This window comes from Acinetobacter sp. AKBS16 (assembly GCF_002899995.1).
GTDB classification, from domain to species: Bacteria; Pseudomonadota; Gammaproteobacteria; order Pseudomonadales; family Moraxellaceae; genus Acinetobacter; species Acinetobacter baumannii.
The window spans coordinates 105072-131379 of the sequence record NZ_POYH01000082.1 but is presented as its reverse complement, the minus strand read 5'-3'; the positions used below and the strand labels follow the sequence as shown (position 1 = coordinate 131379).

At 36.7% G+C, this 26308-nt stretch carries 23 protein-coding genes and 1 pseudogene; 16 read left to right on the top strand and 8 right to left on the bottom strand.

Translation table 11 applies throughout. From position 1 onward, the window contains the following. From C1642_RS19670 to C1642_RS15245, 5 genes and pseudogenes are all read left to right on the top strand, one after another. Positions 1-568: pseudogene (locus C1642_RS19670) on the top strand (nitrate ABC transporter substrate-binding protein); the annotation flags it as partial. A 34-nt stretch (positions 569-602) separates the two neighbouring features. Beyond that, positions 603-1457: an ABC transporter permease gene (locus C1642_RS15260; protein ID WP_000096310.1), complete on the top strand. Its 855-nt coding sequence runs from the start codon at positions 603-605 to the stop codon at positions 1455-1457. 1 nt (position 1458) lies between these two features. Continuing rightward, positions 1459-2298, top strand: coding sequence for an ABC transporter ATP-binding protein (locus C1642_RS15255; protein ID WP_103236545.1), 840 nt, complete (start codon positions 1459-1461; stop codon positions 2296-2298). After that, positions 2295-3293, top strand: a complete 999-nt coding sequence (locus tag C1642_RS15250) for a HEAT repeat domain-containing protein (RefSeq protein ID WP_103236544.1) — start codon at positions 2295-2297, stop codon at positions 3291-3293. The genes C1642_RS15255 and C1642_RS15250 overlap by 4 nt, the downstream gene beginning before the upstream one ends. Next, positions 3277-3558, top strand: coding sequence for a gamma-butyrobetaine hydroxylase-like domain-containing protein (locus C1642_RS15245; protein WP_103236543.1), 282 nt, complete (start codon positions 3277-3279; stop codon positions 3556-3558). Before C1642_RS15250 ends, C1642_RS15245 begins: the two co-directional genes overlap by 17 nt. 39 nt (positions 3559-3597) lie before the next feature. Here the strand turns inward: C1642_RS15245 and C1642_RS15240 are convergent, their stop codons facing one another. Beyond that, entirely contained in the window at positions 3598-4884 is a 1287-nt protein-coding gene (locus C1642_RS15240; protein WP_000222733.1) for an MFS transporter, read from the bottom strand. Positions 4885-5402: 518 nt separating this feature from the next. Between C1642_RS15240 and C1642_RS15235 the strand changes: the two genes are divergently transcribed. After that, complete coding sequence (locus C1642_RS15235) at positions 5403-7607, top strand: TonB-dependent siderophore receptor (RefSeq protein ID WP_103236542.1); 2205 nt, start codon at positions 5403-5405, stop codon at positions 7605-7607. A 57-nt stretch (positions 7608-7664) separates the two neighbouring features. On the opposite strand, the gene C1642_RS15230 is transcribed toward C1642_RS15235, so the two are convergent. Continuing rightward, positions 7665-9083, bottom strand: a complete 1419-nt coding sequence (locus C1642_RS15230; RefSeq protein ID WP_000980437.1) for an aspartate ammonia-lyase — start codon at positions 9081-9083, stop codon at positions 7665-7667. A 413-nt stretch (positions 9084-9496) separates the two neighbouring features. Between C1642_RS15230 and C1642_RS15225 the strand changes: the two genes are divergently transcribed. The 4 genes from C1642_RS15225 to C1642_RS15210 all read left to right on the top strand — a co-directional run bounded on the left by C1642_RS15225 (position 9497) and on the right by C1642_RS15210 (position 12802). Then, the gene (locus C1642_RS15225; RefSeq protein ID WP_000922092.1) at positions 9497-9682 is read left to right on the top strand and encodes a hypothetical protein; all 186 of its coding nucleotides are present in this window, start codon (positions 9497-9499) and stop codon (positions 9680-9682) included. A 91-nt stretch (positions 9683-9773) separates the two neighbouring features. Further along, entirely contained in the window at positions 9774-9995 is a 222-nt protein-coding gene (locus C1642_RS15220) for a hypothetical protein (RefSeq protein WP_000668585.1), read from the top strand. 777 nt (positions 9996-10772) lie between these two features. After that, the gene (locus C1642_RS15215; RefSeq protein ID WP_001047847.1) at positions 10773-11669 is read left to right on the top strand and encodes a LysR substrate-binding domain-containing protein; all 897 of its coding nucleotides are present in this window, start codon (positions 10773-10775) and stop codon (positions 11667-11669) included. Between the two features lie 236 nt (positions 11670-11905). Further along, entirely contained in the window at positions 11906-12802 is an 897-nt protein-coding gene (locus C1642_RS15210) for a LysR family transcriptional regulator (protein ID WP_001983834.1), read from the top strand. A 60-nt stretch (positions 12803-12862) separates the two neighbouring features. Here the strand turns inward: C1642_RS15210 and C1642_RS15205 are convergent, their stop codons facing one another. The 5 genes from C1642_RS15205 to C1642_RS15185 all read right to left on the bottom strand — a co-directional run bounded on the left by C1642_RS15205 (position 12863) and on the right by C1642_RS15185 (position 18101). Continuing rightward, complete coding sequence (locus C1642_RS15205) at positions 12863-14035, bottom strand: thiolase family protein (protein WP_103236541.1); 1173 nt, start codon at positions 14033-14035, stop codon at positions 12863-12865. A 65-nt stretch (positions 14036-14100) separates the two neighbouring features. Next, complete coding sequence (locus C1642_RS15200) at positions 14101-15510, bottom strand: short-chain fatty acid transporter (RefSeq protein ID WP_065718621.1); 1410 nt, start codon at positions 15508-15510, stop codon at positions 14101-14103. Positions 15511-15626: 116 nt separating this feature from the next. Further along, entirely contained in the window at positions 15627-16268 is a 642-nt protein-coding gene (locus C1642_RS15195; RefSeq protein ID WP_000312583.1) for a 3-oxoacid CoA-transferase subunit B, read from the bottom strand. Between the two features lies 1 nt (position 16269). Continuing rightward, positions 16270-16974, bottom strand: coding sequence for a CoA transferase subunit A (locus C1642_RS15190; protein WP_001045563.1), 705 nt, complete (start codon positions 16972-16974; stop codon positions 16270-16272). Positions 16975-17219: 245 nt separating this feature from the next. Then, positions 17220-18101, bottom strand: coding sequence for a LysR family transcriptional regulator (locus tag C1642_RS15185; RefSeq protein WP_000172956.1), 882 nt, complete (start codon positions 18099-18101; stop codon positions 17220-17222). 226 nt (positions 18102-18327) lie between these two features. Between C1642_RS15185 and C1642_RS15180 the strand changes: the two genes are divergently transcribed. The 4 genes from C1642_RS15180 (at position 18328) to C1642_RS15165 (ending at position 22836) form a co-directional block, all read left to right on the top strand. Beyond that, positions 18328-18840 carry a hypothetical protein gene (locus tag C1642_RS15180; RefSeq protein WP_001121559.1) on the top strand — a complete coding sequence of 171 codons (513 nt, stop codon included), beginning with the start codon at positions 18328-18330 and terminating at the stop codon, positions 18838-18840. A 444-nt stretch (positions 18841-19284) separates the two neighbouring features. Then, complete coding sequence (locus C1642_RS15175) at positions 19285-20706, top strand: GntP family permease (protein ID WP_213064286.1); 1422 nt, start codon at positions 19285-19287, stop codon at positions 20704-20706. A 33-nt stretch (positions 20707-20739) separates the two neighbouring features. Continuing rightward, entirely contained in the window at positions 20740-21525 is a 786-nt protein-coding gene (locus C1642_RS15170) for a 3-hydroxybutyrate dehydrogenase (RefSeq protein ID WP_103236540.1), read from the top strand. A 324-nt stretch (positions 21526-21849) separates the two neighbouring features. Next, positions 21850-22836 carry an AraC family transcriptional regulator gene (locus C1642_RS15165; RefSeq protein WP_031985676.1) on the top strand — a complete coding sequence of 329 codons (987 nt, stop codon included), beginning with the start codon at positions 21850-21852 and terminating at the stop codon, positions 22834-22836. A 68-nt stretch (positions 22837-22904) separates the two neighbouring features. Here C1642_RS15165 and C1642_RS15160 read toward each other — a convergent pair whose 3' ends face one another. After that, positions 22905-24248, bottom strand: coding sequence for an MFS transporter (locus tag C1642_RS15160; protein ID WP_103236539.1), 1344 nt, complete (start codon positions 24246-24248; stop codon positions 22905-22907). Between the two features lie 329 nt (positions 24249-24577). Between C1642_RS15160 and C1642_RS15155 the strand changes: the two genes are divergently transcribed. Both C1642_RS15155 and C1642_RS15150 read left to right on the top strand, forming a co-directional pair. Next, positions 24578-25828: a dienelactone hydrolase family protein gene (locus tag C1642_RS15155; RefSeq protein WP_103236538.1), complete on the top strand. Its 1251-nt coding sequence runs from the start codon at positions 24578-24580 to the stop codon at positions 25826-25828. Positions 25829-25840: 12 nt separating this feature from the next. Next, positions 25841-26308 (top strand): SDR family NAD(P)-dependent oxidoreductase (locus tag C1642_RS15150; RefSeq protein ID WP_146035340.1); only part of this gene is annotated, 468 nt, incomplete at its 3' end.

The following is a 26308-nucleotide window of genomic DNA, read 5'->3' as shown; positions in this document are numbered from 1 at the left end:
TGTTTATCTATTTCATGGCCCTTTAGGTCTGCAAACTCGTGACTTAACGTGGAAACCTGAATATCGAAAAGCGACTCAAATTGCGATAGATACCTTAAAAGTTTTAGGAAAAAACGACGGTACGCTTGATGTAAATAAATTTATTGATGATCAATACATTAAGGATGCATTTCAGGCATCTGGACTTAATTACAGCCAGCAACTGTCTGACTATGCAAAATCACCTTTGGTTGCCAATGATGCTTTAACAGGCCAACCCATCAAGACATTTGATCGGGTGACTCAAATTTGGGTAAAGGGTGAAGAAAAAGTGCGTAGCTATGAAACGCCTGAGCATGCTTTTTCTGATTTAAAGAAAATACAAGCCGATGGAAAAACGGTGCGTGTGGTTTATAGCCAAGATCATCAGTCCGACATTAAGTTACTTGCCAATTTGGCATGGTATGCCACAGACAAAGCAGGACAAATTCAAGCCTTTTTATTAAAAGATGATGCTGAAAAATGGGCTAAACAACAGGGCGGAAAAGTATATGACTTTAAAGCTATTCAGCTTGTAACACAGAGCTGATGTGTTGTCTTACCTAATGATCAGGAGGTGACAAATGAGTAGTTTAGCCCAGACAAAACCTAATAACCAAAGTACATTTTTGACTAAATTTTTTCAGCAGTTGAGATCATATCCGGCGCGTTTAAAAAGCTACGTGATTGCTTTTACATCCATAGCTTTTTGGATAGTCATTTGGCAAGGACTTGCTCAGTTTAAAGTAAATTTAGGCTTTGTGAACTTTAGCAATGTCCCGACACCTTTAGATGTCATTCATGCGCTATGGGCTTTTTTTCAACTCAGCGCTGCATTTGAACATGTTGAATCTAGTGTGTTTCGTGTAGTGATTGGTTTTGTGCTTGCGGCTCTAATTGGTGTAGGTATTGGTTTGTTGGCAGGACGTTACCAAAAACTGGCTGCCTTTCTAATGCCACCATTAGAAGTATTACGTCCAATACCAGCAGTTGCATGGATTCCTTTAGCAATTCTGATTTTTCCATCCTCAGAAGCTTCCATGATTTTTATTACCTTTATTGGGGCTTTATTTCCAATTTTATTAAACACCGTACATGGCGTTGGTGCAGTTGACCCAAGGCTCGTTGCGTCAGCGAAAAGTCTGGGTGCTTCTGATCTTGCCATTATTCATGAAGTCATTATTCCGGGCGCATTACCGAACATTATTACGGGTTTATCTATTGGAATGGGCACTTGTTGGTTCTGTTTAGTGACTGCGGAAATGATTTCTGGACAACACGGAATTGGATATTTCACATGGGAGTCTTTCACCTTGCAAAACTATAGCAATATCGTGGTTGGCATGGTGCTGATCGGAGCGTTAGGTATGTTTAGCAGTACATTGGTGCGTGTGATTGGAAATCGATTTACTCCATGGTATCAACTAAGGAAGTCTTAAAATGTCAATTACACAAGGCCATGTACGTATTCAAAATCTATCTCTACATTTAGGTCAAGCTAAAAATCGTTTTCAGGCATTAGATCGGGTTAATTTCGAAATACAACCGGACGAGTTTATATGTCTCCTTGGCCCGTCGGGTTGCGGTAAATCAACATTATTAGGTGCTTTGGCAGGGCATTTACCGATTAGTTCCGGGTCTTTAACGGTCGATGATGAATCGATATTTGAACCGCATCCAGATAGAGGTTTGGTGTTTCAGCAACATACCTTATTTCCTTGGAAAAGCGTGCTCGAAAATATTGCCTTTGGTTTAAAAATGAAAGGCATCGCCAAGCAAAAGCGTATTGAACAAGCTCAGAAAATGATTGATCTGGTCGGACTTAAAGGTTTTGAACATAAATTTCCAGCCGAACTTTCTGGTGGCATGCAGCAACGAGTTGAAATTGCGAGAGTATTGATTAATCAACCTCGCATTTTATTAATGGATGAGCCTTTTGGTGCCTTAGATGCTCAAACTCGTTTGAAAATGCAAATGCTATTACTCGAAATTTGGCAAGAAATCCAAACGTCGGTTTTATTTATTACCCACGATATTGATGAGGCACTTTTTTTAGCCGATCGAGTGTTGATTATGAGCCATCGACCAGGGCGGATTATTGAGGAAATTTCGCTTAAGTTTGAACGTCCACGGGATGTTGAGCTTGTAACGAGTAGTGAATTTACAGCCATAAAAAAACATTGCATCCAAACGTTAAAAGAAGCCACTCAACAAGAAGAGTTAAGCCGTTTAAATCCATTAGGGCTTGGAAAGAAATCACAAATTAAGGAATACGAATGAGTTTTTATTATCAAGCTTTAGATGACCTTGATGAATATAATCAGGAATTTCTTGCGCAGCTCAATCATGCAGATGAAAAGATACGCTTTGTCGCTTTAATGAATATTGGTGATGAAGAAAATCCGGATTTACTTCCGTGGCTGCATGCAGCACTACAACACGACTCTTCAGCTTTAGTTCGTGAAGAGGCAGCAAAAAAACTAGAAAGCTGGGAAGACTCAACCAGTTTGCAAGTATTGGCGCAAGCCTTATTTGATGCTGATCTGAATGTGAGACAAGCTGCCAGCCAGAGTTTAAGTGAAGTCAAAAATGCGGCATCAGCCCAGATACTGGCACCGTATTTAAAGCATACGGATACTTTTGCTCTTAGTGCAATTTTACGTGCTTTAAGACCTTTACGACCACAGCAATTATTTGAAGAGATATCTGCTTTGGTACACCATGAAGATGTTTATGTACGCCGTGAGGCAGTCAGTGCATTAAGTTGGTTACAACAAGACCAAGCAATTACGATATTGGCAAAAATTGCCGAAACAGATACAGATGATGAAGTCCGCCGTATTGCAACAGGTGGTTTAGCTTATAGTCAGAACATATCGGTTGAAGTTATCCAAGCACTTCAACATTCTTTAACTTCGGAAAGTTGGCAACTAAGAGTGGAAGCTGCTCTTACGATTGGAAAATTACGTATTGTTCAGCTCGAAGCTCCTTTAATTCATGCTGTATCAGACTTGTATTGGCAAGTACGTATTGCAGCAGTACGGAGCTTGGGACTACTTAAATCACATCTGGCAGTTGCTCATTTGACTGATAACTTTAAGCATGAAATTAGTAACTTGCGTAAAGAAGTCGCTTTAGCACTCGGTGAAATTGGTACATCAGAAGCTCAGAATCTATTAGAACAACATCAAAATGATCCAGATCCTGAAGTACGAAAAGCGATTCGTATTGGATTAAATCAAATTGGTGAGGTGAAGTATGCAAACCAGACCTGATATCCGTGTCGACACTATAAATAAGCAGGTTCACTTTATATGGACCGATGGCTCAAGTACATGTCTGAATCATCAAAGTTTAAGGGAAATTTGCCCATGTGGCTTTTGTCGAGCGAAGCGGATTAAACAAATTAAAATAGAGCATCAAAATGTTGAAGTGACAGCTATGTTTGATCAAGGTTATGGTGCCCAAATTTGCTTTAGTGATGGGCATGACAAAGGGATTTTTCCGTGGGCTTTTTTAAAAGAATTTGCTAAGAGCTAAAAGATGCCTTCTGCTTGGGACAGAAGGCATCTTATTTAATTAATGATCATGTTCTAAATAATCTGGTTTTTTCGGAAGCGCAAGGCTACATAAGAAACAGATAACCAGCATGACAATCACATATATAAAGAAGGTATTTTCAATTCCGGCAGCTTTAAACTGTAAGGCAACCGAAGGCGCAGAACCACCAAACAGCGCATTACCTACTGCATAAGAGAAACCTACACCTAAAGCTCGCACATGAGGTGGGAACATTTCAGCTTTTACCAAACCACTAATAGAAGTATAGAAGCTGAGTAACATCATCATAAAGATGAGTAGCAATGTAATGATGATCGGAGAATCTATATAGGCACGCATCCCGATCACCATGACGGGATAAATAAAAATGGCGGACAATAAGCTAAATGCCAACATTGAAGAGCGTCGCCCAATACGGTCCGAAATTGCACCAAATACAGGTTGAGCACACATATAGACAAATAGGGCGAAGGTCATAATATAACCAACTGTTTTTCCGTCCATCCCTAAGTTGGTTAAATAGGTTTTTGAATAAACAGTCTCTACATAAAACGTTAATGAACCAGCAGAAGTGTATCCAACCACTAATAAAAAGGTTTTCCAGTGCTTTTTAAAGAGTTCTCTTAAGCTACCAGACTCTTTTCGTTCGCTGTCTTGATGAGAAAGTGTTTCTTCTAAACGACTACGTGCAAGCAAAGATAAGATTGCTGCGATACCACCAATAACAAATGGAATACGCCAACCGCCATCATGTAATTGTTGTTCACTTAAGAACGTCAACAAAATAACGCCCAGTAAGCTTGCAAGCAATTGACCACCAGAGAGGGTGACATATTGGAAAGATGAGTAAAAACCACGCTGACCTTTTAAGCCTAATTCACTCATATAAGTGGCAACGGCGCCATATTCACCACCCACTGATAAGCCTTGAAGTAAACGAACAAGGAGTAACAGAAAAGGGGCAAATAAACCGACTTGATCATAAGTAGGCAAAGCTGCAAATAAAAAGGAGCTTAAAGCCATCAAACAGATTGATATGATCATCGACTTCTTTCGGCCATGTCGATCTGCAATACGACCAAATAGCCAGCTTCCAATCGGACGCATAAAGAAGCTTGCGGCAAACACCCCCCAAACATAAATAGACTTAGTTGTGCTATCCATATCTGGCGCGGTTAAAGCTTGAGTAAAGTAAGCAGCAAATACTGCATAAATATAAAAATCAAACCATTCGACTAAATTACCAGAGGCTGCGCCTACAATCCCACGTATCCTGCTACGTTTTTCTTCCTGAGTATATGTCATATTACTTCCATCACTTTGTAGACAAAAACTAGGAACTTTTTAGGTGGGCTAAACAGAAAATAGAATGAACTTTTTAAAAATCACTCGACCCTGAGCACGTCCTTAGAATTCCTAACCATTCATTTTTTCTAATTTTAAAATTCGATTCTAGTGAGATTACGTCCTTTTGTTCGATTTAAAGAATTTTTTACCAATGATCGAACACTTCCTTTTATTTAACTGCATAATTAATTGTTTTTAAAATCAGTAAGCTAATTTAATACCAGTATTTTTCTATTCTGTTTCTCCTTTTAAGTGCCATTTTGAGCTTAAGTGTATTTTGAATATTTGATAATACTTAAAAAGTTATAGTATCAATTCCCAAGAAAATAAAGGAAATTCATAGAATGATAAGTTGAAAAAGTCGAACTAAATTCACTTAATCGAAAAAATACAGAATGTGTTGTTTCTCAATATATGTAGCTGTATTCTTGCGTGGCTAAAAATCGGCTCAGCACTTATTTCTAGCGCTTCAAATTATGCACGGTATGGCAGGTAGTTATTCAATGGAAAGACGTTCGTTAAATCTTCACTTCATGACATGCTCTAAAACAGCATTGGCTTCATCTATTGCACTCATAACATCTGTCGTTTATGCAAATGAAGCGGAGGTTTCGCAGCTCCCAACCATTACTGTGAACGCTACACAAAATAGTGATGCACTATACACATCAAAAAAAGTGAGTTTATCTGGTTTTCAAACTGGTGATGTAAAGAAAGTACCTGCATCTATTACCACCATTACATCTGAACGTATAGCAGATCAACACGCAAAAACACTGACCGATGTAATTAAAAATGATTCATCATTAGGCGATGGTTATGCCGCTATTGGCTACTATCCAAACTTTGTAGCACGTGGTTTTGCACTTGATTTAGGCTCAAGCTATCTCATTAATGGCCATACCATACGTGGCGAACAAAATGTAGCTTTAGAAAATAAAGAACAAGTTGAAATCTTAAAAGGCATTTCTGCAATTCAATCTGGAATGTCGACGCCGGGTGGAGTGGTTAACTATGTAACCAAAAGACCAGCCGATGTTAAAAACATTACTGTAGATGCAAATTCAGAAGGCGGCTATACACTGGCAACAGATGTTGGCGGCTTTGTTAATGATAATTTTGGCTATCGAATCAATTTGGCCCATGAAAGCATCCATCCAAATGTTGACCATGCAAATGGTAAACGTGAGTTTGGTTCAGTTGCTTTAGACTGGAAAATTAATGAGCGTTCTAAATTATTATTTGATATTGAAGCTCAGCATCAAAGCCAACGCTCAGTACCGGGTTATCAACTGCTTGATGGGCAAGAAGTACCAACAAATGTAGATCAAGACCGTTTATTGGGTTACCAGTCTTGGAGTAAACCTGTTGTAAATAACAGTGTAAATGCGAGTTTGAAATATCAATATGCATTTAACGATCAATGGAATGGTAGCTTAAGTGCGTCTCAAAGCCGTGTTGTGATTGATGATAATAGTGCTTTCCCATGGGGATGTTATAACAGCATTTGTGAAGTTACCGGTTTGGGCAATACTTTTGATAAACACGGAAATTATGATATTTACGATTTCCGTAGCCCAGATGATACACGTATTACTAACCAGTTCGCTGCTGGGTTAAATGGTCAATTCAACACTGGCAATATTCAGCATCAAATCGCTTTCGAATTACAACGTACATATAAAACTTTAAAGCACCACACACCACTTAATGTAGCGGTAGGAACAGGCAATATCTATGAAGATACGGTCGACTACAGTCCGTCATCGGACAGCTTAGGCGATCGTTATAAAGCCTTAGAAAGTGATCAGACTGCATTTACTGTATCTGACCGAGTTCAATTTAATGATCAGTGGTCAACTCTACTCGGTGGAAAACTGATTCACCTTGATGAGCAAGCTTATAATTCAGATGGCCAGCAAAGCCGTGATACGGATTTAAACAAATTCTTGCCACAATTAGCGCTCATGTATAGCCCAACTACTACAACTAATCTTTATGCTTCATATGCTAAAGGTTTATCAGATGGTGGTGAAGCACCATGGTTTGCTAATAATGCTTTAGAAGTTCTATCACCTAAAAATTCTGAACAATATGAAGTTGGTGTTAAGCAACAAATTCGAAACTTCTTGGTAACAGCAGCTATTTTTGATTTAAAACAAGACAATCAATACAGTAAAGTAAATGCAGATAGAACTTTTGATTTTGTTGAGCAAGGCGAACAACACAATCAAGGTATTGAGTTAGGTTTAACAGGTGCCTTAACCGATACACTTGATGTAAGTTCAGGTGTTACCTATACCAAATCTCGTCTTGTTGATATTGATACTGACAACTACAAAGGTCATCAAACTCAAAATGTGCCGAAAGTACGTGCCACAGCCCAGTTATCTTATAAAGTACCGTCAGTTGAAGGTTTAAGATTACTCAGTGGTATGCAATACAGTAGCAGTAAATATGCAAATAAAGAGGGAACTGCAAAAGTAGGCGGATATAGTGTCTTTAATATTGGTGCTGCCTATAAAACAAATTTTGCTGGGCATGACACAACTTTTAGATTCAATATTGATAACTTATTTAACAAGAAATATTGGCGTGATGTAGGGGCATTTATGGGAGATGACTATCTGTTCTTAGGTAATCCTCGCACAGCTCAATTTTCTACAACTTTTAGCTTTTAAAAGTTGTAGAAGAAATAAAAAAAGGAGCTTTATAAGCTCCTTTTTTTATTTCAGGAATTAAGCCGACATTTTTGGTTTAACCATATTATTAATCGACAAGATATCATCAAGCACTTGTGCTGATAATAAACCTTCATTTTGAACTAAAGCCAATACGCTTTGCCCAGTTTCGTTTGCAGTTTTAGCAATACGTGTTGTAGTTTCATAACCTAGGTATGGGTTAAGTGCAGTCACAATACCAATTGAATTTTCAACCAAAGCTTTACAGTGTTCAGGGTTCGCCGTAATCGTATCAATACACTTAGTTTGGAACATCGCCATTGCTTTACCAAGCAAGTCCATCGATTCAAACAGTTTGAATGCAATAAGTGGTTCCATTGCATTTAACTGTAATTGACCAGCTTCAGCAGCTAACGTTACAGCCAAATCATTTGCAATGATCTGGAAGCAAGCAAGGTTCATTGCTTCAGGAATAACTGGGTTTACTTTACCCGGCATGATCGAGCTACCAGGTTGACGTGCTTCTAAGTTAATTTCATTAATGCCAGTACGTGGACCACTTGAAAGTAAACGCAAGTCATTGGCAATTTTTGAAAGTTTAGTTGCAGTACGTTTTAATAAACCAGATAAAAGAACAAAGTCACCCATATCAGAAGTGGCTTCAATCAAATCTGGAGCTGACTTAATTTTCTTACCAGAGATTTTTCCAAGTGCTTGAATCGCGAGTTCACGGTAACTATATTCAGTGGTAATTCCCGTACCAATCGCTGTACCGCCAAGATTCATATAAGCTAAAACATTTGGAATAAGCGTATTAATTTGCTCAAGGTCTTTTTGTAGAGTTACCGCAAAAGCACCAAACTCTTGACCTAATGTCATTGGTACAGCATCTTGTAACTGAGTACGACCCATTTTTAAAATGTGTGCAAACTCTTGAGATTTATTCAAGAAGCTAAGAATCAAATTGTTAAATGGAAGATTTAACTCATCTAGGCTAAGTAATAAACCTAAACGAATTGCAGTAGGGTATACGTCATTTGTTGACTGCGACATATTAATGTCGTTATTTGGATGCAAGTATTGATATTGACCTTTAGAATGGCCCATATATTCTAAAGCAACGTTTGCCAATACTTCATTTGCATTCATATTGGTTGAAGTGCCAGCACCGCCTTGCATCATGTCGATTGGGAACTGGTCATGGAAATTACCACGAATAAGCTGATTACAGCTGTATTCAATCGCTTCAAATTTAGTTTGATCTAAGTTTTTAAGATTATAGTTTGCTTCAGCACAAGCTAGTTTAACCATAGCTAATGCTTTAATTAAATTAGGGAAATTTCCAACTTTGCTATTTGTTAAGTTGAAATTTTCTAAAGCACGTAATGTTTGAACTCCGTAATAATGGTCATTGTTGATTTCTCGATGACCAATAAGATCCTTCTCAATACGGGTAGTAATATCAGCGTTCATCATTAAACTTCGAATTAGTTAAGATGATTCATCTTAGAATTCGAAATGCTTCACTTCTAATGCATTTATTAAAGCAATTATGCATTTTTTGCATAACAAAAAAGAGGGTAGTCGAGAAATAATCGTTGGTATATGAGCGTATATAGAATGAATACTTGTTCTAAAGTTTAATATATTCAAATATTTATTTAATTTTATAGATTGGTCAAAGGTGTGAAAATGTAAGTAAATCAAAATTTATACAGAAAACTAAGCAATCATTTCCGTGTATTAAAATCAAAAAAATATTTGATTTTTCATGTGAAAGTTAATTTATATAAGCAAATAATGAGTTTTGTTTAATAAATTTTAATAAAATTGTGATGTATTTCACATAAAAATACTTATAATACAGAAAATTTTGATTTATTAAGTTTATGTTAAAAGTAACTGCTGCTTTATTAATATTGGGAAGTTTTGCTTGTTATCTCCTTTGGGGTAATGAAGAAAAAGCTGAAACTAAAAGTTCGCACATGCTTAAAGAAGCTGAGCAATCAATTAAGAATGCTGAGTTATCTATTCAAAAAGCTAAACAAAATATCCCTACTGCATCGTATCAATAATTTAGGCATTCAAGATTATTGTCTGTTAAATAATCTTTTGACTGAAATTTTATAAGGTGTAAGCACGCTGTAAAGAGACAAATGCATGAGAATGAAGTTTATTGCATATGACCCTAATTCTGGTGAGAAACTCAGCTTGAAAGAGCATATTCATCACATGGATAAATACACAACTTATGTTTTTTTTAGTGATGAAAAAGACAATATGGTTTTCAATCCACAGAAAAAACAGATATTTGAAATCAGTCAATATACTTCTAATATGATGGTTGAAATTTCAAGAAAGTTATACTACTTGATTGGTGAATATTAGGTCATTTTGATCAACCCGTCTGCGAAAATCGTCACCGCTTTTAAAGGGGACTCAATACGTTTGCGTACACCCGAATAGATACTTTAGTATAATAGTTGGGATTATCTTTTTATCTTATACTCTTTTCAAATATTGTATTTAAATACAATCAATTATTATGACTGCTTAAATCCTGAAATGCGGTAAGGTAATCATTTTTTTATCAATTATTACCTTACCAACCCATTGAGAGTGTAAAAAATCATTTTTCATATTTTTTGGATTTGGCAAAGTAAAAAGGTTATGAAAATAGATTTTTTAACTACCTTTTATAGTGGAAAAGTATCTTAATTAAGATTCTAAAAAATTTAATCAATAACATAAGGATCGGTTATTGAAACAGTTTACAGTCCGCATTCTTCCCCAAGGTGCGGACTTTTTTTATGAATAAAATGTACAAAAATAAGTTCGTGCTTATTTCTAAAAGTTATCTTTTCAAGATCGCTTATTTATTTTTATGATGGGTTTTTATTGGTTGATTTAAATAATTTTTTTAGCTGAACTGTACTTATGTTCATCTCTTGTCTCATGAAAACAAAACCTATTATTTTCTTATCTTCTTTTCTATGTCAGAATTATTAAATACTTAATTTTATAGATTGGCTTTGTCCTTTCACTTCTCGCATTTTTGCAGGTACTCCCTATGTTTTATCATTCTTTCTCATCACTAAATTTATTTATGCTACTTCCCAAAAATATTAATTAATAAAATTACAAATCTAAAAGGGAATAGATAAGATGAATTTAGAAGTCCGTTGGGTAGAGGATCTCCTCACATTAGAACGTGAACGTTCAATCTCAAAAGCAGCAGAGAAAAGATTTATTAGCCAGTCTGCATTTACTCGAAGAATTCAACAAATTGAAGAAATGATTGGTGCTGAAGTCATTATTAGGAACAACAAAAACAACATCGAATTTACAGACATTGGTCGAATTTTATTAGTGATGTCTAAAAATATTGAAAAACAGGTAGAGGAGACCGCAAAACTAATTAAAAATATTAAAAATGAAACTGAATCGACCATTCGTTTCTGCGTTGTTCATTCTTTAGCCTCTGGATTTTTAACTACTTTTTTAAAGAAATTTCCTACACTTATTCGTGATTTAAAAATTGAAATTGTCGCAACGAATAGTGGAGAAGGCCTGTCTTTGTTAAAAGAAGGTGCTTGTGACTTTATGATTTGCTATGCAGATAAAAGCAATATTAGAAAAGTTGGGGATGATATTTTAAGTGGTATCAAAATTGCTGAAACGGTTATTGTACCGGTTTCTGCAACTGAACCTGACCACAGTCCTAAACATACAATACAAAGTAATTTTGCCCTGCTAGCGTATAGTAAACACGCGTACTTAAGAAAATTGGTAGATCAACTGATTGAAGGTAAGCTTGTATATAAAACGTTATATGAAACAGATAATGCCACCAATTTAAAAGAGCTGGTTTTACAAGGTCTAGGAGTTGCTTGGATTCCAAAAATTAATGTTGAAGAAGACCTTGCAGCCGGAAAATTAGTCATTTTAGACCAACAAGAATATTGCCTTGCTCAAGATATTTATATCTTCAAAAATAATTTGAGTGATAATAAGTCGGTACAGAAAATATGGAATGGTTTTAAAGGCCAGCAAGACCTATAACGTCTACTCATTTGAAGTGATGAGTACACGATATTTATATATAAATTAAGCAAATAAGTAGATTATGCTTTGGTCTTTACGATGAAAGGCAGTATAAAGCATTGCCCCTTGTCTAAATTCTTTGATAATTTAGAGTAAATTTCAATAAGTCAAAAGTAGAGTATAGGAGTATTTATCTCTTTCATACCTACTTTGAACTTATTTCAATGGATTATTGAGTCCAAGCGGAGACAATTTTGTTTGATCTAGACAGTAGATTATTAAATATTTTTTATCATATTTATCGGTTCAAAAGTGTTTCAATGGCTGCAGATGCCATTGGTTTGACACAGCCGAGCGTTAGTAATGGTCTAAACAAAATCCGCCAACATTTTAATGATCCTTTGTTTATTCGAGTCGGTAATGAAATGATTCCGACTGAACTGGCAAAGCAAATTTTTCCGCTCATTAGTGAAGTTATTGATAAGGTTGAAAGCATTAATAATTTTAATGTGAACTTTGATCCGTTGACCTCAGATCAGTTGTTTACGATTGCGATGACTGATGTATCTCATTTGGTTTTGTTGCCGCAATTAACCAATTATTTAAAAGAAAAAGCCCCTTTGATTCGTTTAAATATTAGGCCTATTACACCAGAAACTAGCTATCAAATGGCAAACGGCGAAATTGATCTAGCCATAGGTTTTTTACCACAGTTAGAAGAAGGTTTTTATCAGCAGAAGTTTTTTCGGCAACACTATGTCGTAATTAGCTCAAAAAGCCATCCACGTTTAGACCCAAATAATTTCACTTTAGAGGATTATATGCGTGAATCTCACATCGATATTGATGCGGGTATTGGGCATTATCACATTAAAAATGAGCTGCAAAATAAAGGGCTGGATCGAAATATTTTAATTCGCTTACCAAGTTATTTAGGGGTGGGATTGGTCGTTCAGGAAACAGATGCTATTGCCACTGTGCCATATTATTTAAGTCAGGTTTTATTGGTTAGAGAGAACTTACAGATTTTACCGGCACCGCTTGATTTTCCAACTTATGATGTTAAGCAACATTGGCATATGTCTTGTCACCACAAGAGTAGCCATAAATGGTTCCGTCAAACCTGTTATGAGCTATTTAAAACTGCTTAAGAGTTTTAATTATAAAAAAGAAGATGTAAGAAAATCCTTACATCTTCTTTTAATTTTAAATTAAATTTCAATCGCAACGGCTGTTGCTTCACCACCACCAATACATAGGGCAGCGACACCTTTCTTTTTACCTAAGCGTTTTAATGCATAAATAAGAGAAAGGATAATTCTTGAACCTGTAGCACCAATTGGATGGCCTAATGCACATGCACCACCATGGACGTTTACTTTTGCTTCATCAATTCCTAGCTCATGAATTGGTGCCATTGCCACCATCGCAAAAGCCTCATTAATTTCCCAAGCATCTACTTCATCAACAGACCAACCAGCACGCTCAAGTACTTTCTGAATTGCACTAATTGGAGCAATAGTAAATTCGCTTGGATGCTGAGAGTGAGTCGAAGTTGCCACAATTTTTGCTAAAGTATTTAACCCGTGACTTTGAGCATATTCTTCAGTGGTAAGTACTAACGCAGCAGCACCATCAGAAATAGAGCTTGAGTTAGCAGCTGTAATTGTCCCATCTTTACTAAAAGCTGGACGCAATGTTGGGATCTTCTCAAGATTAGCTTTTAATGGTTGCTCATCTTGATCAACAACTTGAACACCTTTACGGGTTTTTACTTCAACAGGAACAATCTCTTCTTTGAAATAACCTTCCGTAATCGCAGTTTGCGCTTTTTTAAGTGAAGAAATTGCAAAGTCATCCATTTGCTCACGGGTAAAGCCTTTGGTATTTGCCATGTCTTGAGCAAAAGACCCCATTAAACGACCTGTTTCTGCATCTTCGAGGCCATCTAAAAACATATGATCCTTAATTTCGCCGTGTCCCATACGATAACCACCGCGAGCTTTAGGCAAAATATAAGGTGCATTCGTCATAGATTCCATGCCGCCAGCCACAATAATATTGGCACTGCCTGCTTTTAAGGTATCTGATGCCATTAACACCGCTTTCATTGCAGAGCCGCAAAGTTTATTAATGGTCACAGCTCCGACATGATCAGGCACGCCAGCTTTGCGCATGGCTTGACGAGCAGGGCCTTGACCAATACCTGCACTGAGTACACAACCGAAAATCACTTCATCTACCTGTTCAGGTTTAACACCTGCACGTTGGATCGATTCACGGATGACAGCAGCGCCAAGTTCTGGAGCAGTTAGAGAAGATAAACTACCCTGAAAACCACCCATTGCAGTACGGCTACCTGAAACTATAACAATTGAACTCATCTTAATATCTCTTATTGGTGTATTTGCTAAATTTGCCTTTAGCCTAAACTAAAGGCGCCACTAAATTAAAAAGTTGGAGGGGTATAGCTGAGCGTTCTACCAAAGAACCACAGCAAGAATAAAACTAAAGGAAAATGCACAACGAGCTGCGTCACTGTAAAACCAATCACATCTTTTGCTTTTAGTTTTAAAATGCCTAACATTGGAAGCATAAAAAATGGATTAATTAAGTTTGGTAAAGCTTCGGCTGCATTATAAATTTGTACAGACCAACCCAAATGAACCTTTAAATCATTTGCTGCTTGCATTACATATGGGGCTTCAATGATCCATTTTCCACCACCTGAAGGTACAAAAAATCCAAGTACCGCAGAGTAAATTCCCATCACAATTGCAAAGGTTTCTTTTGAAGCGATTGAAACGAAAAATTCGGCAATATAATGTGACAGCGATAAGTCTTGGCTATTTAAAGCTTGGGTCATAATAAAGGCGATACTTCCGTACAGTGGAAATTGGATTAAGATTCCCGATACTGCCGGAACTGCTTTTGCAACAGCATTTAAAAAGTTCCGTGGTGTGCCATGTAAAGCTAACCCAAGCATTAAAAACACGAAGTTGTAGGTGTTGAGACTTGAAATGGCAATGATGGGATTGCTTTTTGAAAATTCAAAAAACATCCAGATTAAGCCTAAAACCACCACAATAATCGTTAAGATAGGCGAATTTTCTAACCAGTCACCTGGACGAGTAGATTTTGCTTCATTTGTTTTTTCTTCTTCAAATTGCACATCAAAACTATCAATGGTTTTAACGCTATTGCCTTTTGGGGCAGACCAATATGCAATAGCGATTGAAACAATCACTAAAATAATGGTCATTGCAATTGATTGCCAAAGGAAAATCGTTTCGGTAAATGGAATAACACCAGTCAGATTATAAATTGACTCAGGTAAACTGGTTTTATTTGCCTGAAGCTGTGCTGCTGATGAACTAATTCCAAGAGCCCAAGTTGCACCCATACCAATGATTGCGGCTGCCGCAGCAGCACGATAATCCATATTCAGCTCTTTACGTTTTGCTAATGCAATCACTAAAAGTGCAGTAAGAATCGTACTTATTGCCCAATTGACTAGTGAAATTAATAAACTAACGGTTGCCACCAAAACAATAGCACCACGTCCAGAACTTGGAATACGCGCCATTTTTTGGATCAGGAATTTTACGGGCTTAGATACAGAAACGACATAACCTACAATAATGAGCATAGTCATTTGCAGGGTAAAGGGAATAAGACTCCAGAAGCCATTACCAAATGAGGTCGCTACATCATGGATTGGAGCACCAATACCCAAGGCGGCAACAGAGACAATAATGACGCCAAGCAGAGCAAAAATATATGAATCAGGAAACCATTTTTCAGACCAGTCACTAATCCGAAGAGCAAATCTTTCAAAAATTCCTTGCTGTTTTTTCATAGCTGAAAAAATCCTTCTCATTCTTATTTATAGACAGCACATCCGGTGCTTGATAGGGCTAAGACTCAAGCTCACTTACTAACTTGAGTCTTGTACAGCTAACTAAGCCTTAGAATTTACGCGACTAAGGTTTTATAAAACTCAACACCTGTAGCAGCTTGAATTTGTTCGAGCGTTACGTCTTTAGCAAGTTCAATGAGCTCTACACCTTGTGGCGTAATATCCATTACGCCTAAGTCTGTAATTACGCGATGAACAACACCTTTACCTGTTAAAGGCAAACTACAGTTTTTCACGATTTTTGGTGTACCGTCTTTTGCACAGTGTTCCATAAGAACAACAACTTTTTGAACACCAACAACCAAGTCCATTGCACCGCCCATACCTTTGACTTTTTTACCCGGAATCATCCAGTTCGCTAAATCTCCTTTTTCAGAAACTTCCATTGCACCTAAAATTGCAATGTTGACATGGCCACCACGAATCATGGCAAAAGATTCTGAGCTTGAGAAAAAGGCTGCACCAGGACGAGCAGTAACCGTTTGTTTGCCGGCATTAATTAAATCGGCGTCGACAGTTTCTTCAGTCGGGAATTCACCAATACCTAATAGGCCATTTTCAGATTGAAGCCAAACATTAATATTCTCAGGAATATAATTGGCAACAAGGGTAGGTAAGCCAATACCTAAATTGACATAAAAACCATCTTCAAGTTCTTTTGCAGCACGTTGTGCCATTTCATTACGTGACCAAGCCATTTTATACTGCCTCCGTGCTTAAAGTTTTATGCTCAATGCGTTTTTCAGGTGATGCGTTTAATACAATGCGGTTCACATATATACCTGGTAAATGGATTTCATCCGGATCCAATTCACCAATTTCAACCACCTGTTCAACTTCTGCAATTGTAATTTTTCCAGCCATTGCGCATTCGGGATTAAAATTCTGAGCAGTTTTACGAAATACTAAATTACCTGCCTTGTCTGCCTTATATGCTTTAACAAGCGCTACATCGGCTGTTAAAGATTCTTCTAAAATGTAATTTTTGCCGTTAAAAATACGTTCTTCTTTACCTTCAGCAATGAGTGTACCTACACCAGTTTGTGTGTAAAATGCTGGAATTCCAGCACCTCCAGCACGTAACTTTTCAGCTAAGGTGCCTTGTGGGGTTAGTTCAACTTCTAATTCACCATTTAAATATTGGCGCTCGAATTCTTTATTTTCACCCACATAAGAAGAGATCATTTTTTTGATCTGTTTTGTTTGAAGCAATATACCTAAACCGAAATCATCTACACCTGCGTTATTCGAAATGCATGTGAGACCAGTTACACCGCTTTGTTTAACTGCAACAATTAGTTTTTCCGGAATTCCACACAAACCAAAACCACCAACAGCAAGTGTTTGATTGTCTGCAATTACATCTTTCAGTGCTGCCTCTGCGTTGGCATAAACTTTATTCATTCTGTTGTTTTCCTATATCCCTTAGTGTTTCTAGTTTTAGCATCACATTTTGTGTTATAGAAGTTAATTTTTTTAAATGATTAATAAGTATAATCAATGAATAATATCAAATTAAGTACAAAACATAAGACGCATACAAGCTAAAAAATTTAAAAATTACTCTACAACATATTGAAAATTATAAAAATTAAAGAATTTAACTTAGCCATAAGCTTAACTTATACTAAAAGACAATCTTTAATTTTTTAAAATTTATATTGAACCAGTGCCTCAATAAATTGAGCAGAAATATTTGAAATTTCAAAGTTCTTTTTATAAACAATTCCTACTGTTTTATGAATGGCTTCGTCTTTTAAATCAATCAGTACGTTATGTTCTTTATCAATGTGTTTAGCAAAATGCCTTGGAATTGCACTTACCCCAATTCCATAAGCAACGAAACTTGAAAGAGATGAAATTTGATGGCATTCAACTTTTAAATCGAGCGTTATATTATTTCGCAAACAATTTTGCTCAACTAAATATCGAACAATTGAGGGTTTTTGCAAGGTTACAAATGGATTTGAACAAAGCTCATGCCATGTAATAGAAGATGATTGAGCGAGTGGGTGACTCTTAGGTAATAGAGCTAAGAAGTCTTCTTCAAACAACGGTTTAAACTCTAAACCTTCGGTGAGATCAGGTTCAAAACAAATACCAAGCTCAAAAATACCATCTTGTACTTTTTCTATAATGGTCTCATTTGGAATATCGTGAATTGAAAAATTAAGATTGGGATGGACTGCTAAAAATTGATGAATCACCTCTGGCAAAATTGCATGGGTCACAAAGGGCATTGAGGCAATACTTAATGTTCCACGATTGAGTTTAAAGCGTTGTTTAACATCGTTTTCCATTTCATCCCAATTGGCAAGGAGTTTTTTAGCGTACGGAATGAGCGATTTGCCTTCTTGAGTAAGTTCAACACGGCGTGTATTACGGTTAAACAGTTTACCGCCTAACTCTTCTTCTAAGCTTTTGATGGTGAGACTTAAAGCAGATTGGCTGAGATGTAACTCTAAAGAAGCATTGGCATAGTTGAGTGTACGCGCAAGGGCCAAAAAAGCTTTTAGTTGTTTAAGCGTCATTTCTTTCCTTTAAATTACTCAACTTACCTAGAAGAGTAATTTATACGAAAATTTGCCTAATATGATGTTTTTTGACAAAAAATTATGAAAAAGCAAGTAGAGCTCAATGTGCTGAATTACTTTAGTAAATTTTTCTAGCTGAATTAATCAGTGTTTTTAGCAAAGTATGATGAAACGCAGGATCCAGCCGCTACTATTTGGAAATATCAGCTAAGGAAGGTTTAGGTTGCCAATTATTATTAATCTAATAAAATTTAGCTTTTTATTTTGTAATAATATTATGTCTTATACAACAGTACATATGCGTCATACGAGTAGTGGGTCAAGTAGTTCTAGAGATGCCAAAGATGTCTTTATATCTGGTTGCCGTAATGATTTTGATTTTAGTCAAATTACTCCTGAAAAAATCAGTAAATTAAGTAAAGAAAATCAAAATTATTTTCATAAATGTGATGATGCGATCAATAATAAATTGTCAGTAGATTCATTAGTTTATTACTCATCATTTATTTTACCTATTATTTGTATCCTTATTTTTATAAGAATAGGTAAAAAGCATTATCGAATTGCTGAAGAAAAAATTAAGAATGCAAAATACCCGGTAATTTTTGCTAGAAAACCAGAAAATAATCCCTCTAATTCAATGGAGATCGCACTAGTAATCGGTGGGGTACTGGCAGCGCTAATCTATATATTAATTTATATTGTTTATATTATTATAGTAGAAATTAAATATTAAAAGTACATAGTAGAAAATCTTTAGAGAGATAAAAAATTACCGCTATCTATTTTTTTTATTTCTTATAAAAAATTACTGATCTCAACTAATAAAATATTTATTAAATTAATTTAAAAAATATATTATTCAATTGGCTTTATTAAATAATATAGAAACATTAATCTAATTTACTCAATAATTAATAAGTTTTATAAAACAATAATATTTTTTTAATAATTAAATTTTACCAAGAGAGCCAAATAAGTTCTTGTATTTTATTGGTATTTAAAAATTTCAATAAATTACATTGTTTTTAAATATTTTAGTGATATTTTATTTTTAAGCTCATTTACCTATTACCATCCATAGATATTGTGATTTTTATCATTATAGGTTTGGGATAACCTAAATATCTTTTGGTAATTTTATTGAACCTAATATCTATTCTTTAGGGAGAAAGAATATATGTGGGAATTATTTGTAATTCTACTTTCGCTTGGGCTGTTGATGTATACAGCTTACAAGGGCTTTTCTGTCATTCTTATGGCACCAATTTGTGCCTTACTTGCAGTTTTACTCATTAACCCAGCCAATGTTTTGCCGTTTTATTCGGGTGTTTTTATGCCTAAAATGGTGAACTTTATTAAAGATTACTTTCTTGTGTTTTTGCTGGGGGCAATTTTCGGTAAAGTCGTTGAAATGTCAGGAATTGCTGAGTCTATTGCTCGAACCATTGTGAGATGGATTGGGGCAAAAAAAGCAATTTTAACGGTTGTATTACTAGGTGCAATTTTAACCTATAGCGGTGTTAGTTTATTTGTTGCTGTATTTGCAATTTATCCCTTTGCAAACCAACTATTTAGACAAGCGAATATTCCAAAACGTTTAATTCCAGGAACCATCGCGCTGGGTGCATTTACATTCACTATGGATGCATTGCCCGGTACACCACAAATTCAAAATGTAATTCCGACCACTTTCTTTGGCACCAATATTTATGCCGCGCCATTTCTAGGAATTATTGGTGCTATTTTTGTTCTATGCATGGGTTTGGCTTACTTAGAATGGCGTCGCCGAGCTGCTGCAAAAGCTGGCGAAGGATTCTCGGGTTTTGGCGTAGACAATACGCCATCTCAAGAAATTGAAGCCGATATGAACTTGCAAAATAATGTAAGTACGGCTCGTCAGTTTTTAGCATTTGTACCTCCCATTCTTGTTGCCGTAATGAACAAATATTTGTCTAAAGCAATCAAAGAGTGGTATCCAAATGGTTTTGATTTTGCCGCAGTTGGATTAGCGGATTACACCGTAGACGTTGCAAAAACTGGTGCGATCTGGGCAGTTGGTCTTGCGCTGATTGTCGGGATTATTTCCGCAATTTTATTTGATTACCAACGTGTAGTGACGAACTTTAAAGAAGGCATTAATGCCAGTATTGGTGGCTCACTTTTAGCAGTGATGAATACCGCATCTGAGTATGGTTTCGGTGCAATTATTGCGTCATTACCGGGCTTTGCCATGATTAGTCATGCAATGAGCAGTACTTTTACAAATCCACTAGTAAATGGGGCTGTGACGACAACTGTTCTAGCAGGTATTACCGGTTCAGCTTCTGGTGGTATGAGTATCGCTTTAAGTGCGATGGCTGAACAATATAACGCCGCGATTTTAGCTGCGGGTATTCCACCAGAAGTCATGCACCGTGTGGTTGCGATGGCGTCAGGCGGTATGGATACGCTTCCGCATAATGGTGCTGTTATCACTTTACTCGCTGTTACAGGTTTAACCCATAAACAATCGTATAAAGATATTTTTGCAGTCACAGTAATTAAGACATTAGCGGTATTTGTGGTGATTACGGTCTTTACCGTAACGGGTATTGTTTAAATCAGCACGTTATAAGTATTAAGGAGTAAATAAATGACAAAACTTTTAGACGGTAAAGTCGCTTTTATTACAGGTTCTGCAAGTGGTATCGGTCTAGAGATTGCTAAGAAATTTGCTCAAGAAGGTGCCAAAGTTGTTATATCTGATATGAATGCCGAAAAGTGCCAAGAAACGGCGAACTCACTTAAAGAGCAAGGTTTTGATGCCTTATCTGCACCATGTGATGTGACTGATGAAGATGCTTATAAACAAGCCATTGAGCTTACTCACAAGACCTTTGGTACGGTTGATATCTTAATTAATAATGCTGGTTTCCAACATGTTGCGCCTATTGAAGAATTTCCAACGGCTGTTTTTCAAAAGTTAGTTCAAGTCATGTTAACTGGGGCATTTATTGGTATTAAACATGTTTTTCCAATCATGAAAGCTCAAAAATATGGTCGTATTATTAATATGGCTTCAATTAATGGCTTGATTGGTTTCGCGGGAAAGGCAGGTTATAACAGCGCTAAACATGGCGTAATTGGTCTAACAAAAGTTGCCGCATTAGAATGTGCACGTGATGGTATTACGGTAAATGCTTTATGTCCGGGGTATGTAGATACACCATTGGTTCGTGGGCAAATTGCAGACTTGGCTAAAACCCGTAATGTAAGTTTAGACAGTGCACTTGAGGATGTAATTTTGGCAATGGTTCCTCAAAAGCGTTTACTCTCTGTTGAAGAAATCGCTGATTATGCAATTTTCCTTGCGAGTGAAAAAGCAGGTGGGGTAACAGGCCAAGCTGTCGTGATGGATGGCGGTTATACGGCCCAATAATTTAATTGTTTTATGAAAGCCGCTTATTTTATATAAGCGGTTTTTTTACTCGATAAAAATTTACGATCGTCTGCTGTTCAAAATAATGCTTTATCTCTACTATAAGTTGTTATAAAAAACTAAGAAAATAAGTTCGTTAGGGTATAAATTTATACTTTAAAGGTATTTAACTTATTTCCATTTTTAAAATTTAATAGAGTATGAGAAAGTAATATTTACGCTATTTCCTGATTAGATATTTTCAGGAAAACTCGTCAATTAAAGGATATTAATTGGCATACAAGTTGCTTTTTTAGCAATAAGTTTTAGCTAGGTGAAAAGGATATGATATCACTCAGCCAACAGATGGAACTCAATCATTATTCCCGCAAAGCTGAATTTGCGCAGAATCTGATGTCCACAATTTGTGGTGAACACCGTCTAGACACAATTTACAAAGATAATCTCGATTTCCACTATGACGGAATGCGTTTGCCCAATAAAAAAATGGCAATCGGCACAATCAGTTATGGTGCAAACGTCGCTATCAACATCTCAAATTTAAAAGCTTATAGCATTAGTTTACCTATACAGGGGCGACAAGCTCTCAACATTCGTGGTGCACATTATCAATCTGATGAAAACAGAGGCCTAATTGTTTCAAATAATGATCAACAAGATCTGATTATCGATAAAGACTGTAGAAAATTTCAGGTGGTTATTCCTGAGCGAAGTATGCAGATTGTCCTTGCAGATTTACTGAATAAACCTATAGAAACGCCTATCATTTTTAACCCTGAAATGCACTTAGACTCTGAGCAACTGATTGGAGCGTGGTGGAAGAATATTCAGAATTTTTTACAGCTAAAATCGCAATATAGCAATTTTTATGGTTTACAGATGTTATCTGAAGACTATGAAAATTTTGTAATTAAAGCCTTACTATTATCTCAAGAAAACAACTACTCTGAAGCTTTAAAGTCACTCTCACATCAAGATGAGCCAGCTTATATTCGAAAGGTTCGTAATTTTATTATTGAACATGCTCACGAAGAAATCTGTGCAGAAGACTTGCAGCGTTTGGCTGGGGTTTCAAAATCAAAATTGTATGATGAGTTTCAACAGTACTATGGCACCAGCCCAATGTCGTATTTAAAAAAATATCGCCTCCAACAAATTTACAAAATCCTGAGCACCACAGGTGCAGATAGAAAGGTTTCTATTTCAAAGCTTGCCTATGACTGGGGCTTTAACCATTTAAGCCGTTTTTCTCAAGAATATCGTGAAGAATTTGGAGAAAACCCAAGTGAGACCAAAGGCAAAATTTTCTGATATTTAATTTTCCAAATAAAAAAACTGATTTAGGCAACTAAATCAGTTTTTTATTTATCAATTAATATTTATAGACTTTCTTCGAGCTTTAACACTTGTTTGTGTTTAGATTTTTCATAGATCACTTTTAGGCTAAGTGCAATAAATGAGATGAAGGTTGGTATTGCTAGAATAAAGAAAATACCGCTTAAGCTTAGGTTGAAAGTGAAAATGAGCGAACCAAAGAAAGCGCCTAAAATTGCACCGATACGACCGATGCCATGCATCCATGAAACACCAACCGCGCGGCATACTGCTGGATAGAACATAGCTGCAAGTGGCAGTAATGAAGACTGTGCACCAGCGAGTAAAGCACCAATTAAGAAAATAGTAAGACCCAATAAGAAAATATTTGAGCTCACCAAACCTGCAACAATGAATAGGGCGAAAGCAATCAGATATGAATATTTAATAACTGTAGTTGGGTTCAGTTTATCCATGTACCATCCCATAATGGTTGCGCCAATTACACCACCAAAAGGGAAAATCGCGGCAATTAAACTAAACTGTTGGGTACTGAAACCTGCTGTTTTTAAAATCGTTGGCATCCAGCTTGTTAAAAGATAGAACACCAAAAGACTAGTAAAACAGCAGAGCCAAAGCATGCTTGAACCCCAAAGATATTTTCCTAAAACTACTTTAACCGGATTTTCATCCGATGCAGTTTCTGCTTGAGTTAAAACAAGTTTTACAGGTTCTTGAAAAGAATGACCTTGAATGTTTTCTAAGATACGCTGTGCTTTATCTTGTTGATGACGTGTAATTAAGTATTGCGTTGATTCAGGTAATTTAAGTAATAAAACAACCACTAAAATTAGGGGAATACTTCCTCCAATAATAATCACTTTAGCCCAGCCATAGCTTTCTAATAGATAAGCCGACAGCACACCACCACAAGAAATACCCAGCATAAATCCACAGCCAGCAAGACCTGTAAGAAATGCTTTACGTTTTACAGGCATATATTCTGAGACAATGGTACTGATGTTTGGCATGGCCGCGCCTAGACCTACACCTGTAATAAAGCGATAAATCATTAAGTCTTGGGTTGAATTGGCAAAGCCACACAAAATGGTAAATATGGAAAACAAAAGGCTTGTAAAAACAATAACACCTTTACGGCCAAATTTATCGGCTAAGGGTCCCGAAATGATTGCACCAATTGACATGCCAACTAAGGCTGCACTTAAAACTGGTGCAAGTTGAGGCTTGGTAATTCCCCAGTCATCTAGTAATGCCGGAGCAACAAAACCAATAATTCCTGTGTCTAGACCATCACAGAAAAAGACAAAAAAACCTAGGATAAAAACCATCCACTGTAAGGGAGACAGTTTTTCGCGATTGATAATCGTATTCGCCTCTATCGTTTTCATATGTATTCCTTCTTAAAATTATTTAATTCCCTGAGTAATTCAATGTATTCGTTACAAAACCTGTATCTTTGATTGAACTATTTTTAGCCAGTCTTCACTATCCTATAAGTCCTAATCTTCATCCATTTTTTCCAAATTAGATAAAAAGCAGTAATTTAATTTTTTAATTTAAGTTTTTGAAATATAGATGTTTCTTTGTTTTTAATTTTTATCCAGTTTGATTGATTTTGATAATTGCGCAGAGATTGGATAATGCTTGCAGCTTTTGGACAGTCTAAAAAAAAATTCGGATAGAAGATAAAGCCATAACAATGTCAGGAGTTGACACTATGGCTGGTCAAACCATTCAAATTAAAACTGCATCTGGAAAGCAGTTCAGTGCATATCTAGCGACACCAGAAACAAGAAAAGGACCTGGTGTGGTGCTTTGTCAGGAAATCTTTGGGGTGAATGCAGCAATGCGGGAAAAGGCAGATTTTCTTGCAGAAGAAGGCTATACCGTTTTAGTTCCTGATCTATTTTGGCGTGTAGCACCTAATATTGAACTCGGTTATACACCAGATGATTTTCAAAAAGCTTTTGAACTTTATCAGCAATATGACGAAAACCTCGGTGTTGAAGATATTCAAGACAGCTTAGCTTTTTTAAAGACACGACCAGAATGTGATACCTCTACAGGTCTCGGCGTGGTTGGCTATTGTTTAGGTGGAAAGCTAGCTTATTTGGCAGGCTGTCGACTTTCGGAAGTGGCATGTGCCGTAGGTTATTACGGTGTAGGTATTGAAAAAGCCTTAGATGAGTTAGCTAACGTAAAAGGGCGTTTGGTTTTACATATTGCAGAACTGGACCAATTTACACCGCCAGATGCGAGACAAGCGATTGTCGATGCAGCTAATCAATATTCAAATGTGCAAGCTTATGTTTACGAAGGCGTTGATCATGCCTTTGCACGACCAAAAAGCAACCATTACCACAAACCTTCAGCACGCTTTGCTCACGAGCGTACAGTAACAGCTCTACATGAAACGATTGGACCGAAATATGACCTAGTCGCACTCTGGGAAGAGCATATCCGTCATGAGTTCGATACGCGTGACGTCCCCGCAACTATGGCAACAATGGTCGCAGAACCTTATGTCAACCATATTCCAACGTTAACTGGTGGGGTAGGCCAAAGCCAGCTTGCTCGTTTTTATCAGTATCACTTTGTTCATCAAAACCCGAAAGATATGAAGATCACTTCGATCTCTCGTACGGTTGGCTCAACGCAAGTGGTAGACGAGTTCATTATGAGCTTTACCCACGATGCTGAAATTGACTGGTTATTACCGGGTGTAAAACCGACTGGTAAATATGTCGAAATTCCAATGTTAGGTGTAATTCAGTTCAGAGGTTCAAAGCTGTGCCATGAGCATATTTACTGGGACCAAGCGTCTGTACTTGTTCAAATTGGTTTATTAGACCCAACAGGCTTACCAGTAGCAGGTGTCGAGACAGCGCGAAAACTTCTTGATGAAGACCTTCCTTCCAATACGTTGATGCCATCTTGGTCAAGTAGTGAAGGCAAGCCAGTTAGTTAAGGAGTATTTGCAATGAATATAGATTTAAAAGGAAAAGTTGCTGTGGTGAGCGGCGGTGCAACACTGATTGGTAAAGCTGTTGTGCAAGCCTTAGTCAGTGCAGGTGCTCATGTCGCTATTTTAGATATTGATGCAAAAGGTAAGGCGATTGCCGAAAGCTTTAACCATGATGTGATGTTTATTCAAACCGATTTAACCAGCGATGCGGCTATTCAACAAGCTGTGGCAGATATTCACCAACATTTAGGTGAAGTGAGTTACTTGGTGAATTTGGCATGTACCTACTTAGATGACGGTTTTAAATCTTCACGTCAGGAGTGGTTACAAGCACTCGATCTTAATTTGGTCTCTACCGTTGAGCTGAGCCGTGCTTTATACAATGACCTAAAAAAGCAGCAAGGTTCAATTGTTAACTTTACTTCCATTTCAGCCAAAGTGGCACAAACAGGGCGCTGGTTATATCCGGTTTCTAAGGCCGCG